We start from the raw sequence: 15809 nt of genomic DNA on the forward strand, positions 1-15809 counted from the left end.
TTATCGCGTGGCGTTGCACTCGCTTCGCGCCGCGGCGCGAGCAGCCTCACAGATAGAACATCCGGTCTTCGTCCGATTTGGTGGGTTGCGGCTCGGCTTCTTCGCGGTCTTCATAGAACTTCAGCACCGCTTCGAGCACCTGATCGGGATCGTCGATGACCTGCATGAGGTCCATGTCGGCCGGATTGATCAGGCCCATTGGCGTGAGCGAGTTCCTGAACCATGCAAGCAGGCCTTCCCAGAATTCGGCGCCCACCAGAATGATCGGCACATGACGCGACTTCTTGGTCTGGATCAGCGTGAGCACTTCGGCGAGTTCGTCCAGCGTGCCGAAGCCGCCGGGCATCACGATCACCGCGTCGGAGTTCTTCACGAACGTGACCTTGCGCGTGAAGAAATGGCGGAAGCGCAACGAGATGTCTTGCCACTGATTGCCCGATTGCTCGTGCGGTAATTCGATGTTCAGGCCGACCGAAGGCGCCTTGCCCGCATGGGCGCCCTTGTTGGCCGCCTCCATGATGCCCGGGCCGCCGCCCGAGATCACCGCAAAGCCCGCGTCCGACAACTTGCGCGCGATTTGCGTGGCAAGTTTGTAATAGGGCGAGTTCGGTTTCAGGCGCGCCGAACCATATATGCTGACAGCCGGGCGAATCTCCGAGAGGTACTCGGTCGCCTCGATAAACTCTGCCATAATCGTGAACATCTGCCACGATGCGCGTGCCTTTTTGGCCGTTGCGCGCTCTTGATCTGCGAGTGATCGCAGACTCGGAATCACTTTTCTCTTAGTCATAATGCCTGAAGAACGAAGCCTTGAAGGTAAGACCCTGCTATTGGTCGACGGTTCGAGTTATCTGTACCGGGCCTACCATGCGATGCCTGATCTGCGCGGCCCCGACGGTGGTCCGACAGGTGCGCTCTACGGGATGATCAACATGCTGCGGCGCATGCGCAAGGAAGTCACAGCAGAGTATAGCGCGTGCGTGTTCGACGCCAAGGGCAAAACGTTCCGCGACGACTGGTATGCCGACTATAAGGCGAACCGTCCGTCCATGCCGGACGATCTCTCGCGTCAGATCGAGCCGATTCATGTGGCCGTGCGCGCGCTCGGCTGGCCGCTGCTGATGATCGAAGGCGTCGAGGCCGACGACGTGATCGGCACGCTCAGCACCGAGGCGGAAAAACGCGGCATGAACGTGATCGTGTCGACTGGGGACAAGGATCTGGCGCAGCTCGTGTCGGATCATGTCACCCTCATCAATACGATGACCAACGAAAAACTCGACCGCGCCGGCGTGCTCGCCAAGTTCGGCGTGCCGCCGGAGCGCATCATCGACTACCTGTCGCTGGTTGGCGATACCGTCGACAACGTGCCGGGCGTCGAGAAATGCGGGCCGAAAACCGCGGTCAAATGGCTGACGCAATTCGACTCGCTGGATGGCATCGTCGCACATGCGGACGAAATCAAAGGTGCGGTAGGAGACAATCTGCGCCGTGCGCTCGATTTTCTGCCAATGGCGAAGAAACTCGTTACCGTTGAGCGCAATTGCGACTTGACCGACCATATCGTGTCGATCGAGGAAAGCCTGCAAAGCCAGCCGGAATCGCGCGCGGAACTGCGCGAGGTGTTCACGCGCCACGGCTTCAAGACATGGCTGCGCGAAGTGGAAATCGCGGACGCGGTGGAGGGTCCTGAAACCGACGTGCCGCCGGCTTTGTCCGTGGATCACGAGCGGCATTACGACACCGTGCAGACGTGGGAACAATTCGACGCGTGGTTGGAGACGATCAACGCGGCCGAACTCACTTCTTTCGATACCGAAACCACGTCGCTCGATCCCATGATCGCGCAGATCGTGGGGCTGTCGTTGTCGGTCGAGGCCGGCCGTGCGGCTTATGTGCCGCTCGCGCATCGCGGCCCGGACGCGCCCGTGCAATTGCCGCGCGACGAAGTTCTCGCGAGGCTCAAGCCGTGGCTGGAAAGCGTCGAGCACAAGAAGGTCGGTCAGCATCTCAAGTACGACGAGCAGGTGCTGGCGAACTACGGCATCGAAATGCGCGGTATCGAACACGACACGCTGCTGCAGTCGTACGTGGTCGAATCGCATCGCACGCACGACATGGACAGCCTCGCGCTGCGCCATCTCGGCGTGAAGACGATCAAGTACGAAGAGGTGGCGGGCAAGGGCGCGGGGCAGATCGGTTTCGACGAAGTCGCGCTGGACAAGGCCGCGGAATACGCAGCGGAAGACGCCGACATCACCTTGCGGCTGCATCAGGTGCTGTACCCGCAAGTGGCGGCGGAGAAGACGCTCCAGTACGTTTATCACGACATCGAGCTGCCCACCTCGCGCGTGCTGCGGAAAATGGAACGCACCGGTGTGCTGATCGATTCGGAGAAACTGCGTCAGCAAAGCAGCGAAATCGCCACGCGTCTGATCCAGTTGGAAAGCGAGGCGTATGTGCTGGCCGGCGGCGAATTCAATCTGGGCTCGCCCAAGCAGATCGGGCAGATCTTCTTCGAGAAGCTGGAATTGCCGGTGGTCAAGAAGACCCCGAGCGGCGCACCCTCCACCGACGAAGAAGTGCTGCAAAAGCTCGCCGAAGATTTTCCGCTGCCGAAGATTCTGCTCGAACACCGTGGCTTGTCAAAGCTGAAATCGACCTACACGGACAAGCTGCCGCGCATGGTCAACGCCACCACGGGCCGCGTGCACACGAACTATGCGCAGGCGGTGGCGGTCACGGGGCGCCTCGCCTCGAACGATCCGAACCTGCAGAACATTCCCGTGCGCACCGGCGAAGGCCGCCGTATTCGCGAAGCGTTTATTGCACCGCCCGGACACAAGCTGGTCTCCGCGGATTATTCGCAGATCGAATTGCGCATCATGGCGCACATTTCCGGCGACGAATCCTTGCTGCGCTCGTTCTCGCAAGGTGAAGACATTCACCGCGCCACCGCGGCGGAAATCTTCAGCGTGACGCCGCTCGAAGTGTCGAACGACCAACGGCGCGTGGCCAAGGTCATCAACTTTGGTCTGATCTACGGCATGAGTTCGTTCGGGCTCGCTTCGAACCTCGGTATCACGCGCGACGCCGCCAAGCTCTATATCGACCGCTATTTCGCACGTTACCCTGGCGTGGCGCGTTATATGGACGAAACGCGCGTGAGCGCGAAGGCCAAGGGTTACGTCGAAACGGTATTCGGCCGCCGCCTGTGGCTGCCCGAGATCAACGGCGGCAATGGTCCACGCCGCCAGGCCGCCGAGCGCGCCGCGATCAACGCGCCGATGCAAGGCACGGCGGCCGACCTGATCAAGCTCTCGATGATCGCGGTGCAGAAGTGGATCGAAGAGTCGAAGATCGGCACGCGCATGATCATGCAGGTGCATGACGAATTGATTCTCGAAGTACCGGACGCGGAATTGTCCGACGTGCGCAAGCGCTTGCCCGAGTTGATGTGCGGCGTCGCCGACCTGAAAGTGCCGCTGGTCGCCGAAGTCGGCGCCGGTCTGAACTGGGAAGAAGCGCATTGACGCGCGTATGACGGGGTGCGATATCGTCGTGCGCATGTCACACATGCGTATTGATGGCTTGTGACAACCCGTGTTGCTCGCGGACAATCGGTCAAAGACGGCGTGCCCGGGTGATATTCCGTGCGCGCCGCCGCGACGCATAACCCATCGGCAAACACGGAGAGTTCAATGCATCGTTTTATCGTCGTTGGCGGGGGCGCGGGGGGACTGGAGTTGGCGACACGCCTGGGCGATCGCTACGCACCCCATAAGAACAAGGGCGCAGTGCGCGCGCAGGTCACGCTCGTCGACCGCAATCCCACGCATATCTGGAAGCCGCTGTTGCATGAGGTGGCGGCGGGTAGCATGGACCCCTTCACGCAGGAACTCGAATATGCAGCGCAAGCGCGCTGGCATGGCTTCGAATTCCAGCAGGGCGAACTGACGGGCCTCGACCGTGCGAACCGGCGGCTCACGCTCGGCACCGTGCTCGACGACGACGGCGCCGAACTGCTGCCCGAACGCGAACTCGAATACGACACGCTGATCATCGCGATCGGCAGCACGACCGCATTCTTCGGCGTTAAAGGTGCGTCTGAATTCTCCCTCGCACTCGACACGGTCAGCCAGGCCGAGCGTTTCCGCAAGCGCTTGATCGCGGCCTGCATGCGCGCCGAGCATCAGGTGCACGAGCCCGTCGAGTCGGCGCCGGGCACGCCGTCCACGGACGAGCCGCGCATTCAGGTGGCGATTGTCGGCGGCGGCGCGACGGGGGTGGAGTTGTCGGCGGAATTGCGCAACACCGCGCAGGTGCTGTCCGCCTACGGCCTGCATAAGCTCGACCCGCGGCATGACGTCGGCATTGTGCTGATCGAAGCGGGGCCGCGCATTCTGCCGGCTTTGCAGGAACGGGTTTCGACCGCTACGGCCGAACTGCTCACCAAGCTCGGCGTGAAGCTGATGACCAGCGAAACCGTGGCCGAAGTCGCGCCCGGTGTGATCCGCACCGCGAGCGGTAAAACCGTGCGCGCCGATCTGACGGTGTGGGCGGCGGGCATTAAGGCGCCGGCGATCCTGAGCGAGCTCGACGGCCTGCCGGTCAATCGTCTGGGCCAGCTTGTCGTGCGCCGCACGCTGCAAACCGAAATCGACGACAACATTTTCGCGCTCGGCGATTGCGCCGCCTGTCCGTGGCCGGGCAATGAGCGCAACGTGCCGCCGCGCGCGCAGGCGGCTCACCAGCAGGCGAGCTTCCTGATGAAAGCGCTGACGGCGCGGCTCGACGGCAGGCCGCTGCCGGAATTTACCTATCGCGACTTCGGTTCGCTCGTGTCGCTCGGGCATTTCAGTGCCGTCGGCAATCTGATGGGCGGGGTGATCGGCGGCAACATGCTGATCGAAGGGCTGTTCGCGCGCTTCATGTACATGTCGCTGTACCGGCTGCATATCGCCGCGCTGCACGGCTATGCGCGCATGGTGCTCGATACTTTCGCGCACTGGTTGCGCCGCACCACGCTGCCGCGGGTCAAGCTGCACTGACGTGCGCTGATGCGCCCGGCCGGCGCCCGGGAACGTTGCCTCTGCAACAGGATGCGTGTCGGGCGTATCCTGTTGCCTCCAACGTTCAACCGAGGAGCGCCGCATGCTGAAACCCGAGATCGACAGCCTGGTCCCGCACGTCCCCTTCGACCGGCGTACTTTTATCAAGGCCGCGCTCGGCACCGGATTCGCCGCAGCCGTGCTGCCGGTGTCGGCGCAAACCATCCATACCGATAGCGACGGTCTCGAAGCCGGCGAAGTGGCCGTGCGCTCCGGCGACACGCTGGTGCCGGCGTATCGCGCACAGCCGAAGGGTAAAACGCACTTGCCCGTGATTATCGTCGTGCATGAGATTTTCGGCGTGCACGAGCATATCGCCGACGTGTGCCGGCGTTTCGCCAAACAAGGTTATCTCGCGATCGCGCCGAATCTGTATGAGCGGCAGGGCGATCCGACCGTTTATACGAGCATGCAGCAGCTCAACGAGCAACTGGTCAGCAAGGTGCCGGACGATCAGGTCATGGGCGATCTCGACGCGACCGTCGCGTGGGCCGGCGAGCATGGCGGCGATTTGAACCGCCTCGGCGTGAACGGGTTTTGCTGGGGCGGGCGCATTGCGTGGCTGTATGCCGAACATAATCCGCGACTGAAGGCGGGTGTCGCGTGGTATGGGCGAGTCACGGGCGCGAAGAACGCGATGACGCCGGCCAATCCGCTCGACGAGGTCGCGCAGCTTCACGCGCCGGTTCTGGGGCTCTATGGGTTGCAGGATCAGAGCATTCCGCAGGACACGCTCGAACAGATGAAGCAGGCCATCGCGCAGGGTCCGCAAGCAGGACGCGGCTCGCAGTTCGTCGTGTATGACGATGCCGGGCACGCGTTTTTCGCGGATTACCGGCCGAGCTATAAAAAGGCCGATGCGGAAGACGGCTGGCGCCGTGCGCTGGTGTGGTTCAAGCAGCATGGGGTGGCCTGAGGCTGCGGCTTGAGGCGGTTCGCGCTCCCCCGCTTGCGATAAAAAAGGCCGTTGCCGCTTTCGGGCGGTAACGGCCTTTTTTGCTAACCAGGTGCTGTGACGCTCGCTGGTGTACTCAAGGATTCGGGCCCGTAGCGACAGGGCGCTTCGGATCCGAACTCCATTCGCTCCACGATCCTGCGTACAACGCCGCGCCGTGCAGGCCGGCGACTTCCATCGCCAGCGCATTCACGCAGGCCGTCACGCCCGAGCCGCATTGCAGTATCACGTGTTCCGGCGGCGTGTCGGCGAGCAGCGCGTGGAATTCCTCGCGCAACGTGTGAGCCGGCTTGAAGCGGTTGTCGGCGGTGAGGTTGTCTTTGAAGAAGCGGTTGAGCGCTCCGGGAATGTGGCCGCCGACGCGATCAAGCGTCTCGTTCTCGCCGCGATAACGGTCGGCGGCGCGCGCGTCCACCACCACGCGTTCCTTCGAACCCAGATTGCGCTCGACCGTTTGCGCATCGACCGTGACGGACAGCGGCGCACCGGCTTTGAAGTCGCCGGTGTTCTGGGCGGGCGCGTCCTGCGTCAGCGGATAACCGCCGGCCTCCCATGCCTGCAGCCCGCCGTCGAGCAGCGCGACCGCGTCGTGACCGAGCCAGCGCAGCAGCCACCATGCGCGGGCGGCGTACATGCCGCCTTGCGCGTCATAGGCGACGACTTGCTGCCCTTGCTTCAGGCCGCGCGACTCCAGCGTCTCCACCAGCCGCGCACGATCCGGCAACGGATGGCGGCCGCTCTGGCCGTTCTTCGGCCCCGACAGATCGCGATCGAGATGCAGATAATGCGCGCCCGGCAGATGTCCGGCCAGATAGGCTTTTTCGCCCGCCTCCGGGTCGGCCAGATCGAAACGGCAATCGATGACGAACACGCTGCCCGGCGCGGCGGCGAGCCGCTCCGCGAGATTGGTCGCGGAGATCAGAGTGGTGTAATGAGTGTGGGGCATGACGTCTCCTGTCGACCAGAGTTGGCGCTTTAGCGCCTTACTCTGGTCCCATGCAAAGCGGTCGACCAGAGTTGGCGCTTTATTTGCCTTACTCTGGTCTCATGTAAAACCCGATACGGGCGATGGCGGCTCCGTCAGGCGGCTTTCCCGCCGACACCGGATGGCCGAGCTATCCCGTTAGTCTAAACAAAAAAAGACGGACCGAAGTCCGTCTTTCCATGCGTGGGTGCTGCCTGAGTTATCTGGCGAGGCGCCAATCAGATCGTGCCGAGCTCACGCCGCAAAAACTCGTGGAAGTGCTGCATGCCGTCTTCCATCGGGCTTTGATACGGGCCGACCTGCGATTCGCCGCGATTCATCAGCGCGCGGCGGCCGGCGTCCATGCGCTCGGCGATCTCGTCGTCTTCGCGGGCCGTTTCCATGTAGGCGGCGCGCTCGGCTTCGACGAACTCCCGCTCGAACAGCGCGATTTCCTCTGGGTAATAGAACTCCACCACGTTGGTGGTTTTCTGCGGGCCGCGCGGGATCAGCCACGACACCACCAGCACGTGCGGATACCACTCGATCATGATGCCCGGGTAGTACACCATCCAGATCGCGCCGAAGTCAGGCGGATTGCCGCCGCGAAAGCGCAGCACTTCGTCGTGCCACTTGCGGTAAGTCGGGCTGCCCGGCTGCTCCAGATCCTTGTGCACGCCAACCGTCTGGACGCTGTACCAGTCGCCGAACTCCCACGTCAGGTCGTCGCAATTGACGAAGCTGCCGAGGCCCGGATGGAACGGCGCGACGTGATAGTCCTCCAGATAGACCTCGATAAAGGTCTTCCAGTTGTAGTTGCACTCGTGCACTTCGACGTGATCGAACATGAAGCCCGAAAAATCGAAATGTTCCTTGGTGCCGAGGCGCGCCAGATCGCGCGCGACGTCGCGTCCCTGCGCTTCGAACAGCAGGCCTTGCCAGTTCTGCAGCGGCGTGGCGCCGAGATTCAGGCAGGGGTTATCCGCAAAATGAGGCGCACCGAGGAGCTGGCCGTTCAGGTCGTATGTCCAGCGATGCAAGGGGCAGACGATATTCTCCGTCTGGCCGCGGCCGTTGAGCATGATGGCTTGCCGGTGGCGGCACACGTTCGACAGCAGCTCGACTTGCGACTGCTGGTTACGGACGAGCACACGCCCTTCGCTCTCGCTCGGCAAAGCAAAATAATTCCCCGCCTCGGGCACCATGAGATCGTGGCCGATGTAGCGAGGACCTTTCTTGAAAAGGGTGTCGATCTCGCGCGTTAGAAGCGCTTCGTCAAAGTAAGCCGTGACTGGCAGCTGGCTGTGGACAGACCGCAACTGCAATGCATTGCTCAGATTGGACATTCCCACTCCCGTGAAGACGTGAAAGCAGTGAACAACCCAACCATCGAAGATTCGATTTAGGGAGCCAGCGATTATACCCGTTTCCCCTTTCCTGGGGCGTTTAAGTGCCTGATTTGGGTCAAAAATGTCAGGAAAGTTCGACTTTTTCGCCGCAGACTGATCACTTTTTTTCTGCGAGACTGCTAGGGTGGCGCGGAGTGAGAAGGCGGGCGTAGGCCGGCGAGCGGATCGGAAATGACGCTTTTGCCGTAGAATGTCCGACTTGTTTTAATTTTGCGACTATTCATGGCGAAGACCGCGTCGAAAGATACTGCAGCCACGCCAGCCGAAGGCGTCGACACCACACCGCTGCCCGAGAATTACGAGGCCGCTCAGGCGGAGCTGGAAGGGCTGGTTGCACGCATGGAAAGCGGCAATCTCAGCCTCGAGGAGTCGCTTACCGCCTATCGGCGCGGCGCCGCTCTCGTGGCGTTTTGCCAGCAGCAGCTCGAGAAGGTCGAGCAGCAGGTGCGCGTGCTCGACGGCGAGACGCTCAAGCCGTTGCCCATGAATACCGCAGGCACAGCCGCTACTGAAAGCGGGGACGACCTATGACATTCGAACAATGGATGCGCTCGGTGCTGGAGCGCGTCGAAACGGCACTAGAACATTACCTGCCGGGCGAGGCAACCGAGCCCGCCACGCTGCATGAAGCCATGCGCTACGCGGTGCTGGGCGGCGGCAAGCGGGTTCGCCCGCTGCTGTGCCACGCGGCCGGCGAGCTGACCGGCGCGCGCGCCGAATGCCTCGACGCGGCGGCCGCGGCGCTGGAAATGATCCACGTGTACTCGCTCGTCCACGACGACATGCCATGCATGGACGACGACGCGCTGCGTCGCGGCAAGCCCACGGTACACGTCAAGTATGACGAAGCCACGGCATTGCTGGTCGGCGATGCGCTGCAATCGCAGGCGTTTGTCGCGCTGACCTCGGAGGTGCTGGCCCCGGCGCAACAGGCCGCGCTCGTGCGCGAACTGGCGCTGGCGAGCGGCTCGATCGGTATGTGCGGCGGGCAGGCCATCGACCTGGCGAGCGTCGGCCACACGCTGACGCGCACGCAGCTCGAAACCATGCACCGCATGAAAACCGGGGCCTTGCTGCGCGCCGCGGTGCGCATGGGCGCGCTGGCTGGCGAAACGCCGGACGCGGACGCCATGCGCTCGCTCGACGCGTATTCGGCGGCTGTCGGCCTCGCATTTCAGGTCGTCGACGACATTCTCGACGTCACGACCGATTCCGCGACGCTCGGCAAAACCGCAGGTAAAGACGCGAAGGACGGCAAGCCGACCTACGTGTCGATTATTGGACTCGACGCGTCGCGTGCGCTCGCAGCGCAGCTGCGCAGCGACGCTCACGCCGCGCTGGCGCCGTTCGGCGCACGCGCGCAGCGTCTTGCCGAATTGGCCGACCTGGTGGTGAACCGGGTCAGCTGAACGCGAAAGCCCGCCGCCGCGCGCCTGCGTTGCGGGGCGCATGTATGAAGTGCGGGCGCGTAAGTTTTCCTACAATGGAACGACGATGTACGACTTGCTGAAAACCATTGACGACCCGGCGGCACTGCGCCGCCTCGATCGCCGCCAATTGCAACCGCTTGCCGACGAGTTGCGTGCCTTTGTGCTCGACAGCGTATCGCAGACGGGCGGCCATCTTTCGTCCAACCTCGGCACAGTCGAGTTGACCATTGCGCTGCACTATGTGTTCGACACGCCGCATGACCGGATCGTCTGGGACGTCGGCCATCAAACTTATCCGCACAAGATCCTGACGGGCCGCCGCGACCAGATGCATACGCTGCGTCAGTTGGGCGGCATCTCGGGCTTCCCGAAGCGTGACGAGTCGGAATACGACACCTTCGGCACGGCGCACTCCAGCACGTCGATCTCGGCCGCGCTCGGCATGGCGATCGCGAGCAAGCTGCAGGGCGACAACCGCATGGGCATCGCCGTGATCGGCGACGGCGCAATGACGGCCGGTATGGCCTTCGAGGCGTTGAACAACGCCGGCGTCGAAGACGACGTGCCGCTGCTGGTCATCCTGAACGACAACGACATGTCGATTTCGCCGCCGGTCGGCGCGCTGAATCGCCATCTGGCGCGCCTGATGTCGGGCCGCTTTTACGCGGCCGCGCGGGCCGGCGTCGAGCGCGTGCTGCGCGTCGCGCCGCCCATGCTCGATCTCGCCCGCAAGCTCGAAGAGCACGCTAAGGGCATGATCGTGCCGGCCACGCTGTTCGAAGAGTTCGGCTTCAACTACATCGGCCCGATCGACGGCCATGACCTCGATTCGCTGATTCCGACGCTGCAAAACATCAAGGAACTGCGCGGTCCGCAATTCCTGCACGTCGTGACGAAGAAGGGCCAAGGCTACAAGCTGGCCGAAGCCGATCCGGTGCTGTACCACGGCCCGGGCAAGTTCAATCCGGCCGAAGGCATCAAGCCGGCCACCACGCCGTCGAAGAAGACTTATACGCAGGTGTTCGGCGAATGGCTGTGCGACGCCGCCGAGCTGGATGCGCGGGTAATCGGCATCACGCCGGCCATGCGCGAAGGCTCGGGCATGGTGGAGTTCGAGAAGCGCTTCCCGGACCGTTATTTCGACGTCGGTATCGCCGAGCAACACGCGGTGACGTTCGCAGGCGGCCTGGCGGCGGAAGGCATGAAGCCGGTGGTCGCAATCTACTCGACCTTCCTGCAACGCGCGTACGACCAGCTGATTCACGACGTTGCACTGCAAAACCTGCCGGTGGTGTTCGCGATCGACCGCGCGGGGCTCGTCGGCGCGGACGGCGCGACGCACGCGGGTGCTTACGACCTCGCGTTCCTGCGCTGCATCCCGAACATGACGGTGATGGCTGCGTCGGATGAAAACGAATGCCGCCAGATGCTGTACACCGCATTGCAGCAACCGAACCCGACGGCGGTGCGCTACCCGCGCGGCTCCGGCACGGGCGTGGCGACCATCAAGCAGATGACGGCGCTGCCGCTCGGCAAGGGTGAGATTCGTCGCGAAACGTCGCAGCCGGCTGGCAAGCGCATTGCGATTCTGGCATTCGGCACGATGGTGGCGCCGTCGCTGGCGGCGGCCGAGCAACTGGACGCAACCGTTGCGAACATGCGTTTCGTGAAACCGCTGGACGCCGATCTGATCCGTCAGCTGGCCGAAACGCACGACGCCATCGTCACGGTCGAAGAAGGCTGCGTGATGGGCGGCGCGGGTTCGGCATGTGTGGAAGCCCTGCTTGCCAGTGGGGTTACTCGTCCGGTACTACAATTGGGCCTCCCCGACCGGTTCATCGATCATGGAGATCCGGCCAAGCTGCTCGCCGCGTGCGGTCTCGACGCCGTGGGCATCACCAAGTCGATCCGCGAGCGTTTTCTGTTGAGCGGGGCGGTCGGCGGCCAGTCGTCGGTGAAGCGCGTCGCATAAGCGCCGCTGCTCGCTACCCGGCCGCCGTGCAGGGCGGCCATAGTGGCCATAGCAATCTCCAACTTGAATCGATGGGCCTTCGGGCCCATCATCCAACGCCGGCAAGGGCCGGCGTTTGCCGTTGCGCGCCTTGATTCGCGCGGCCGCTGAGAGCCCCCAAACCTGTTGCTTTGCGACAGTTCCCGAGGGCGTAATCTCCCACGGAGACTTCCTCCGGGGCGGAAAACCTGGGGCGGCCCGGCGTTTCCTGAAAGGACAAGATAATGAATCAAATGAATCCCGCCTTTGTGATGCCCGACGTGCAAAGCACGCCCGACACCCGCCAGATCCCGATTCAACGGGTCGGCGTGAAGGCGGTGCGCCATCCGCTGACGGTGCGCACGCAAGGCGGCGAGGTGCAGCCGACGGTCGGCACGTGGAATCTGGACGTGCATTTGCCGGCTGACCAGAAAGGCACGCACATGTCGCGTTTCGTCGCGTTGCTCGAAGAGAACAAGGCGCCGCTTGAGCCCGCTACGTTCCGTACCATGCTCGCCGCGATGCTCGAAAAGCTCGAAGCAGAGGCCGGCCGCATCGAAGTATCGTTCCCGTACTTTGTGAACAAGACCGCGCCGGTGTCGGGTGTGCAAAGCCTGCTCGACTACGAAGTCACCTTGACGGGCGAGACCCGCAATGGCGCGACGCGTCTGTTCCTGCGGGTGCAGGTGCCGGTTACCAGTCTGTGCCCGTGTTCGAAGAAGATTTCGCAGTACGGCGCGCATAACCAGCGCTCGCACGTCACGATCAACGCCGAACTGGCTGGCGACGTGGCCGTGGAAGAACTGATCCGTATCGCCGAAGAAGAAGCCTCATGCGAACTGTGGGGCTTGCTCAAGCGCCCGGACGAGAAGTTCGTCACCGAGCGCGCCTATGAAAATCCGAAGTTTGTCGAAGACCTGGTGCGCGACGTTGCGCAGCGTCTGAATGCGGACGAGCGGATCGTCGCCTATGTGCTCGAAGCCGAGAACTTCGAGTCGATTCACAATCACAGCGCGTATGCGGTGATCGAGCGGGACAAGCGTGCGGGCTGATATGCGTGTTTGCTGACTGTATTGAAAAAGCCGCTTCTCGAAGCGGCTTTTTTTGCGCCTTACCGATGTACCGATGCAGGTTTCAGCGCGCGAGTGAGGTCAGATCCCAGCGCGGCTTCACCGTGAACGCGTAGTCTTTGCCCGACTGATCCGGCCAGCGTTGCAGCCGCAAAGCGCCGGCCAGCGCGATCATCGCACCGTTATCCGTGCACAGAGACAGGTCAGGGTAGTGCACGTAGAAATTGCGCTTCTTCGCTGCGGCGGAAAGCGCCTCGCGCAACTGCCGGTTCGCGCCGACGCCACCGGCGACGACCAGCCGGTTGAGCCCGGTTTTCTTGAGCGCGGCCAGCGACTTTGCCGCCAGGACTTCAACCGCCGCGTCGACGAAACCTCGTGCCAGATCGGCTTTCGCCTGCTCACAGATATTCGCGCCGCCGAGCTTTTTGGCGTTGGTGAGCACAGCGGTCTTCAAGCCGCTGAAGCTGAAATCGAGATCGCCGGAATGCAGCATCGGGCGCGGCAGCACCACTGCGCCGGGCGTGCCGAATTCCGCCATGCGCGAGACTTCCGGGCCGCCCGGATAACCGAGGCCGAGCAGCTTGGCGGTTTTGTCGAAGGCTTCGCCGGCGGCGTCGTCCAGGGTTTCGCCGAGCGTTTCGTAGACGCCCACGTCCGTCACGCGCATCAACTGCGTATGGCCGCCGGACACCAGCAGCGCGACAAACGGAAACGGCGGCGGCTCGTCCACCAGCAGCGGCGAGAGCAAATGCCCTTCGAGGTGATGGATGCCGATGGTCGGCTTGTCCCACGCCATAGCCAGCGCATTGGCGACGCTCGCGCCGACCAGCAGCGCGCCCGCAAGGCCCGGGCCCTGCGTATAGGCGATTGCGTCGATGTCGCCGCTAGCCGTGCCGGCGCGTTCCATCACCTCTTCCAGCAGCGGCAACGCGCGCCGGATGTGATCGCGCGACGCCAGCTCCGGCACCACGCCGCCGTATTCCCGGTGCATCGCAATCTGCGAATGCAACGCGTGCGCGAGCAGGCCGTGCTCCGTGTCGTAGAGCGCGAGACCGGTTTCGTCGCAGGAGCTTTCGATGCCGAGAACGAGCATGATGGATGGGCTTGGGCGGACGCACGAGCAATGACGCCCCGGCGCCCGAAAAGTGAAAAGGCAAGCCGTAAAGTATAGCAGTGCGGGCAGAGGGTCGCAGACGCACAGGTACAATGCGACCGCATGGAATCCTTCGATATCGCAGTGATCGGCGCAGGCGCGGCCGGCATGATGTGCGCGGCCGTGGCCGGGCAGCTCGGCCGCCGCGTGGTGCTGATCGACCATTCGCAGCGTCTCGCGGAGAAGATCCGCATCTCCGGTGGCGGCCGCTGCAACTTCACGAATCTGTATGCCGGGCCGGCCAACTACCTGTCGGCCAACCCGCATTTTTGCCGCTCGGCACTCGCGCGCTACACGCCGCGCGACTTCATGTCGTTGCTCAAGCGCCATCACGTGACGTGGCATGAGAAGCACAAAGGCCAGCTATTCTGCGACCAGTCGAGCGACGCGGTCATCAATGTGCTGAAGAGCGAGTGCGACGCGGGCCGCGTGGCATGGCGCACGCCGCTGTCCGTCGAACAGGTGCGCCAGGACGCGGAAGGGCGGTTCACGCTGGATACCCGGTCGGGGCCGATCGCTGCACGCGCGCTCGTGATCGCGACCGGGGGCCTTTCCATTCCCAAGATCGGTGCCACCGATTTCGCCTACCGACTTGCCAGGCAATTCGGTCACAAGCTGATCGATACGCGCCCGGCGCTGGTTCCGCTGACCTTCGCCGCAGCGGACTGGGAGCCGTTCTCGGCGCTGTCCGGCGTCTCGCTGGAAGTGCAACTCGCGACCGGCAACAAGAAGACCGGTGCTGAATTCAACGAAGATCTGCTGCTCACCCACCGCGGCCTTTCCGGTCCGGGGGTGTTGCAGATTTCGAGCTACTGGCAGCCCGGCGAGCCGATTCACATCAACCTGTTGCCCGAGCAGGACGCCACGACCGCGTTGCTGGAAGCCAAAACCGGCACGAAGCGCCAGATCGCCAACCTGTTGTCGGAATGGGTGCCGCAGCGGCTCGCTCATGTCTGGCTGGAAGCTCATCAGGTTCCGGCCGAAGCCCGCGTGGCTGACTTGCCGGACAAAACCCTGCACCGCGTCGGTGAGGCTCTGTCGCGCTGGACGCTCACCCCCAACGGCACGGAAGGCTATCGCAAGGCCGAAGTGACGCGCGGCGGCGTCGACACGCGCGAGCTGTCGTCATCGACGATGATGAGCGCGCGCGCCCCGGGCTTGTACTTCATTGGCGAGGCGGTGGACGTCACGGGCTGGCTGGGCGGCTACAATTTCCAGTGGGCGTGGGCATCCGGCGTGGCGGCCGGCCAGGCGGCCGCGGAGTATGTCCAGGGGGCTTGACGGCGCTCTGGCTTTGTGAGAAAGCTCTGCTATACTCCTGAACCTTTACAAAGTTCCGTTATTGAAAAATGACGACCATCCGCGTAAAAGACAACGAGCCGTTTGAAGTCGCCATGCGCCGTTTCAAGCGCACCATGGAGAAAACCGGTTTGTTGACGGAACTTCGCGCTCGCGAGTTTTACGAAAAGCCTACGGCCGAGCGCAAGCGCAAGAAGGCGGCTGCGGTGAAGCGTCATTTCAAGCGTCTGCGTGGCCAGATGCTGCCAAAGAAGTTCTACTGATTCTGGTGTTGTCGCGGTTCCCGTCGAACGGGGCAGCGGCATCCAACCGGTGAGGGCACGGCAGGTGCCATCACGGAAAACACGGCCCTTCGGGCCAGCCGGCAGGGTCGCACCCACCACGCACATTGTGCCAACCCGCTTGAGGAAGCAGTCCCAAGCGGGTAT

Annotated in this window: 13 protein-coding genes; 9 read left to right on the forward strand and 4 right to left on the reverse strand. The window is 63.2% G+C overall.

What is annotated here, in order from left to right; all coding sequences use genetic code 11:
* Window positions 1-46: 46 nt before the first annotated feature.
* Entirely contained in the window at window positions 47-790 is a 744-nt protein-coding gene (locus tag NE850_RS27530; RefSeq protein WP_011490537.1) for a TIGR00730 family Rossman fold protein, read from the reverse strand.
* A gap of 1 nt (window position 791) precedes the next feature.
* Between NE850_RS27530 and polA the strand changes: the two genes are divergently transcribed.
* The 3 genes from polA to NE850_RS27545 all read left to right on the forward strand — a co-directional run bounded on the left by polA (window position 792) and on the right by NE850_RS27545 (window position 6027).
* Window positions 792-3533: a DNA polymerase I gene (gene polA / locus NE850_RS27535; RefSeq protein ID WP_007178834.1), complete on the forward strand. Its 2742-nt coding sequence runs from the start codon at window positions 792-794 to the stop codon at window positions 3531-3533.
* A 168-nt stretch (window positions 3534-3701) separates the two neighbouring features.
* Entirely contained in the window at window positions 3702-5051 is a 1350-nt protein-coding gene (locus NE850_RS27540) for an NAD(P)/FAD-dependent oxidoreductase (RefSeq protein WP_165187621.1), read from the forward strand.
* Between the two features lie 103 nt (window positions 5052-5154).
* A complete protein-coding gene (locus NE850_RS27545; protein ID WP_007178836.1) occupies window positions 5155-6027 on the forward strand; it encodes a dienelactone hydrolase family protein in 873 nt (290 codons plus the stop codon).
* Between the two features lie 115 nt (window positions 6028-6142).
* On the opposite strand, the gene NE850_RS27550 is transcribed toward NE850_RS27545, so the two are convergent.
* Both NE850_RS27550 and NE850_RS27555 read right to left on the reverse strand, forming a co-directional pair.
* Window positions 6143-7012, reverse strand: coding sequence for a sulfurtransferase (locus tag NE850_RS27550; RefSeq protein ID WP_007178837.1), 870 nt, complete (start codon window positions 7010-7012; stop codon window positions 6143-6145).
* A gap of 257 nt (window positions 7013-7269) precedes the next feature.
* The gene (locus tag NE850_RS27555; protein WP_007178838.1) at window positions 7270-8376 is read right to left on the reverse strand and encodes an aromatic ring-hydroxylating dioxygenase subunit alpha; all 1107 of its coding nucleotides are present in this window, start codon (window positions 8374-8376) and stop codon (window positions 7270-7272) included.
* Window positions 8377-8661: 285 nt separating this feature from the next.
* Here NE850_RS27555 and NE850_RS27560 point away from each other — a divergent pair, with 285 nt between their 5' ends.
* From NE850_RS27560 to folE2, 4 genes are all read left to right on the forward strand, one after another.
* Window positions 8662-8970, forward strand: a complete 309-nt coding sequence (locus NE850_RS27560) for an exodeoxyribonuclease VII small subunit (protein ID WP_007178839.1) — start codon at window positions 8662-8664, stop codon at window positions 8968-8970.
* Entirely contained in the window at window positions 8967-9848 is an 882-nt protein-coding gene (locus NE850_RS27565; RefSeq protein WP_007178840.1) for a polyprenyl synthetase family protein, read from the forward strand. The genes NE850_RS27560 and NE850_RS27565 overlap by 4 nt, the downstream gene beginning before the upstream one ends.
* A gap of 85 nt (window positions 9849-9933) precedes the next feature.
* Window positions 9934-11841, forward strand: a complete 1908-nt coding sequence (gene dxs, locus NE850_RS27570; protein ID WP_035516905.1) for a 1-deoxy-D-xylulose-5-phosphate synthase — start codon at window positions 9934-9936, stop codon at window positions 11839-11841.
* A gap of 263 nt (window positions 11842-12104) precedes the next feature.
* Window positions 12105-12911, forward strand: coding sequence for a GTP cyclohydrolase FolE2 (gene folE2 / locus NE850_RS27575; RefSeq protein WP_007178842.1), 807 nt, complete (start codon window positions 12105-12107; stop codon window positions 12909-12911).
* 82 nt (window positions 12912-12993) lie between these two features.
* Here folE2 and tsaD read toward each other — a convergent pair whose 3' ends face one another.
* Window positions 12994-14022: a tRNA (adenosine(37)-N6)-threonylcarbamoyltransferase complex transferase subunit TsaD gene (gene tsaD / locus NE850_RS27580; protein WP_310699636.1), complete on the reverse strand. Its 1029-nt coding sequence runs from the start codon at window positions 14020-14022 to the stop codon at window positions 12994-12996.
* 123 nt (window positions 14023-14145) lie between these two features.
* Between tsaD and NE850_RS27585 the strand changes: the two genes are divergently transcribed.
* Together NE850_RS27585 and rpsU are read left to right on the forward strand one after the other, a co-directional pair.
* The gene (locus tag NE850_RS27585; protein ID WP_007178844.1) at window positions 14146-15363 is read left to right on the forward strand and encodes an NAD(P)/FAD-dependent oxidoreductase; all 1218 of its coding nucleotides are present in this window, start codon (window positions 14146-14148) and stop codon (window positions 15361-15363) included.
* Between the two features lie 68 nt (window positions 15364-15431).
* On the forward strand, window positions 15432-15644 hold the full coding sequence (gene rpsU / locus NE850_RS27590; RefSeq protein WP_007178845.1) for a 30S ribosomal protein S21: 213 nt from the start codon (window positions 15432-15434) through the stop codon (window positions 15642-15644).
* Window positions 15645-15809: the final 165 nt, after the last annotated feature.

Origin of the sequence: Paraburkholderia sp. USG1, from assembly GCF_031570135.1 — a bacterium.
In the GTDB taxonomy this organism is placed as follows: Bacteria; Pseudomonadota; Gammaproteobacteria; order Burkholderiales; family Burkholderiaceae; genus Paraburkholderia; species Paraburkholderia dioscoreae.

Bases quoted from the DNA above. Each gene is read 5' to 3' on its own strand.
- polA (WP_007178834.1), top strand. From the start codon at position 792: ATGCCTGAAGAACGAAGCCTTGAAGGTAAGACCCTGCTATTGGTCGAC.
- rpsU (WP_007178845.1), top strand. From the start codon at position 15,432: ATGACGACCATCCGCGTAAAAGACAACGAGCCGTTTGAAGTCGCCATG.
- NE850_RS27585 (WP_007178844.1), top strand. From the start codon at position 14,146: ATGGAATCCTTCGATATCGCAGTGATCGGCGCAGGCGCGGCCGGCATG.
- NE850_RS27550 (WP_007178837.1), bottom strand. From the start codon at position 7,012: ATGCCCCACACTCATTACACCACTCTGATCTCCGCGACCAATCTCGCG.
- NE850_RS27530 (WP_011490537.1), bottom strand. From the start codon at position 790: ATGACTAAGAGAAAAGTGATTCCGAGTCTGCGATCACTCGCAGATCAA.
- NE850_RS27545 (WP_007178836.1), top strand. From the start codon at position 5,155: ATGCTGAAACCCGAGATCGACAGCCTGGTCCCGCACGTCCCCTTCGAC.
- tsaD (WP_310699636.1), bottom strand. From the start codon at position 14,022: ATGCTCGTTCTCGGCATCGAAAGCTCCTGCGACGAAACCGGTCTCGCG.
- NE850_RS27565 (WP_007178840.1), top strand. From the start codon at position 8,967: ATGACATTCGAACAATGGATGCGCTCGGTGCTGGAGCGCGTCGAAACG.
- NE850_RS27540 (WP_165187621.1), top strand. From the start codon at position 3,702: ATGCATCGTTTTATCGTCGTTGGCGGGGGCGCGGGGGGACTGGAGTTG.
- dxs (WP_035516905.1), top strand. From the start codon at position 9,934: ATGTACGACTTGCTGAAAACCATTGACGACCCGGCGGCACTGCGCCGC.
- NE850_RS27560 (WP_007178839.1), top strand. From the start codon at position 8,662: ATGGCGAAGACCGCGTCGAAAGATACTGCAGCCACGCCAGCCGAAGGC.
- folE2 (WP_007178842.1), top strand. From the start codon at position 12,105: ATGAATCAAATGAATCCCGCCTTTGTGATGCCCGACGTGCAAAGCACG.
- NE850_RS27555 (WP_007178838.1), bottom strand. From the start codon at position 8,376: ATGTCCAATCTGAGCAATGCATTGCAGTTGCGGTCTGTCCACAGCCAG.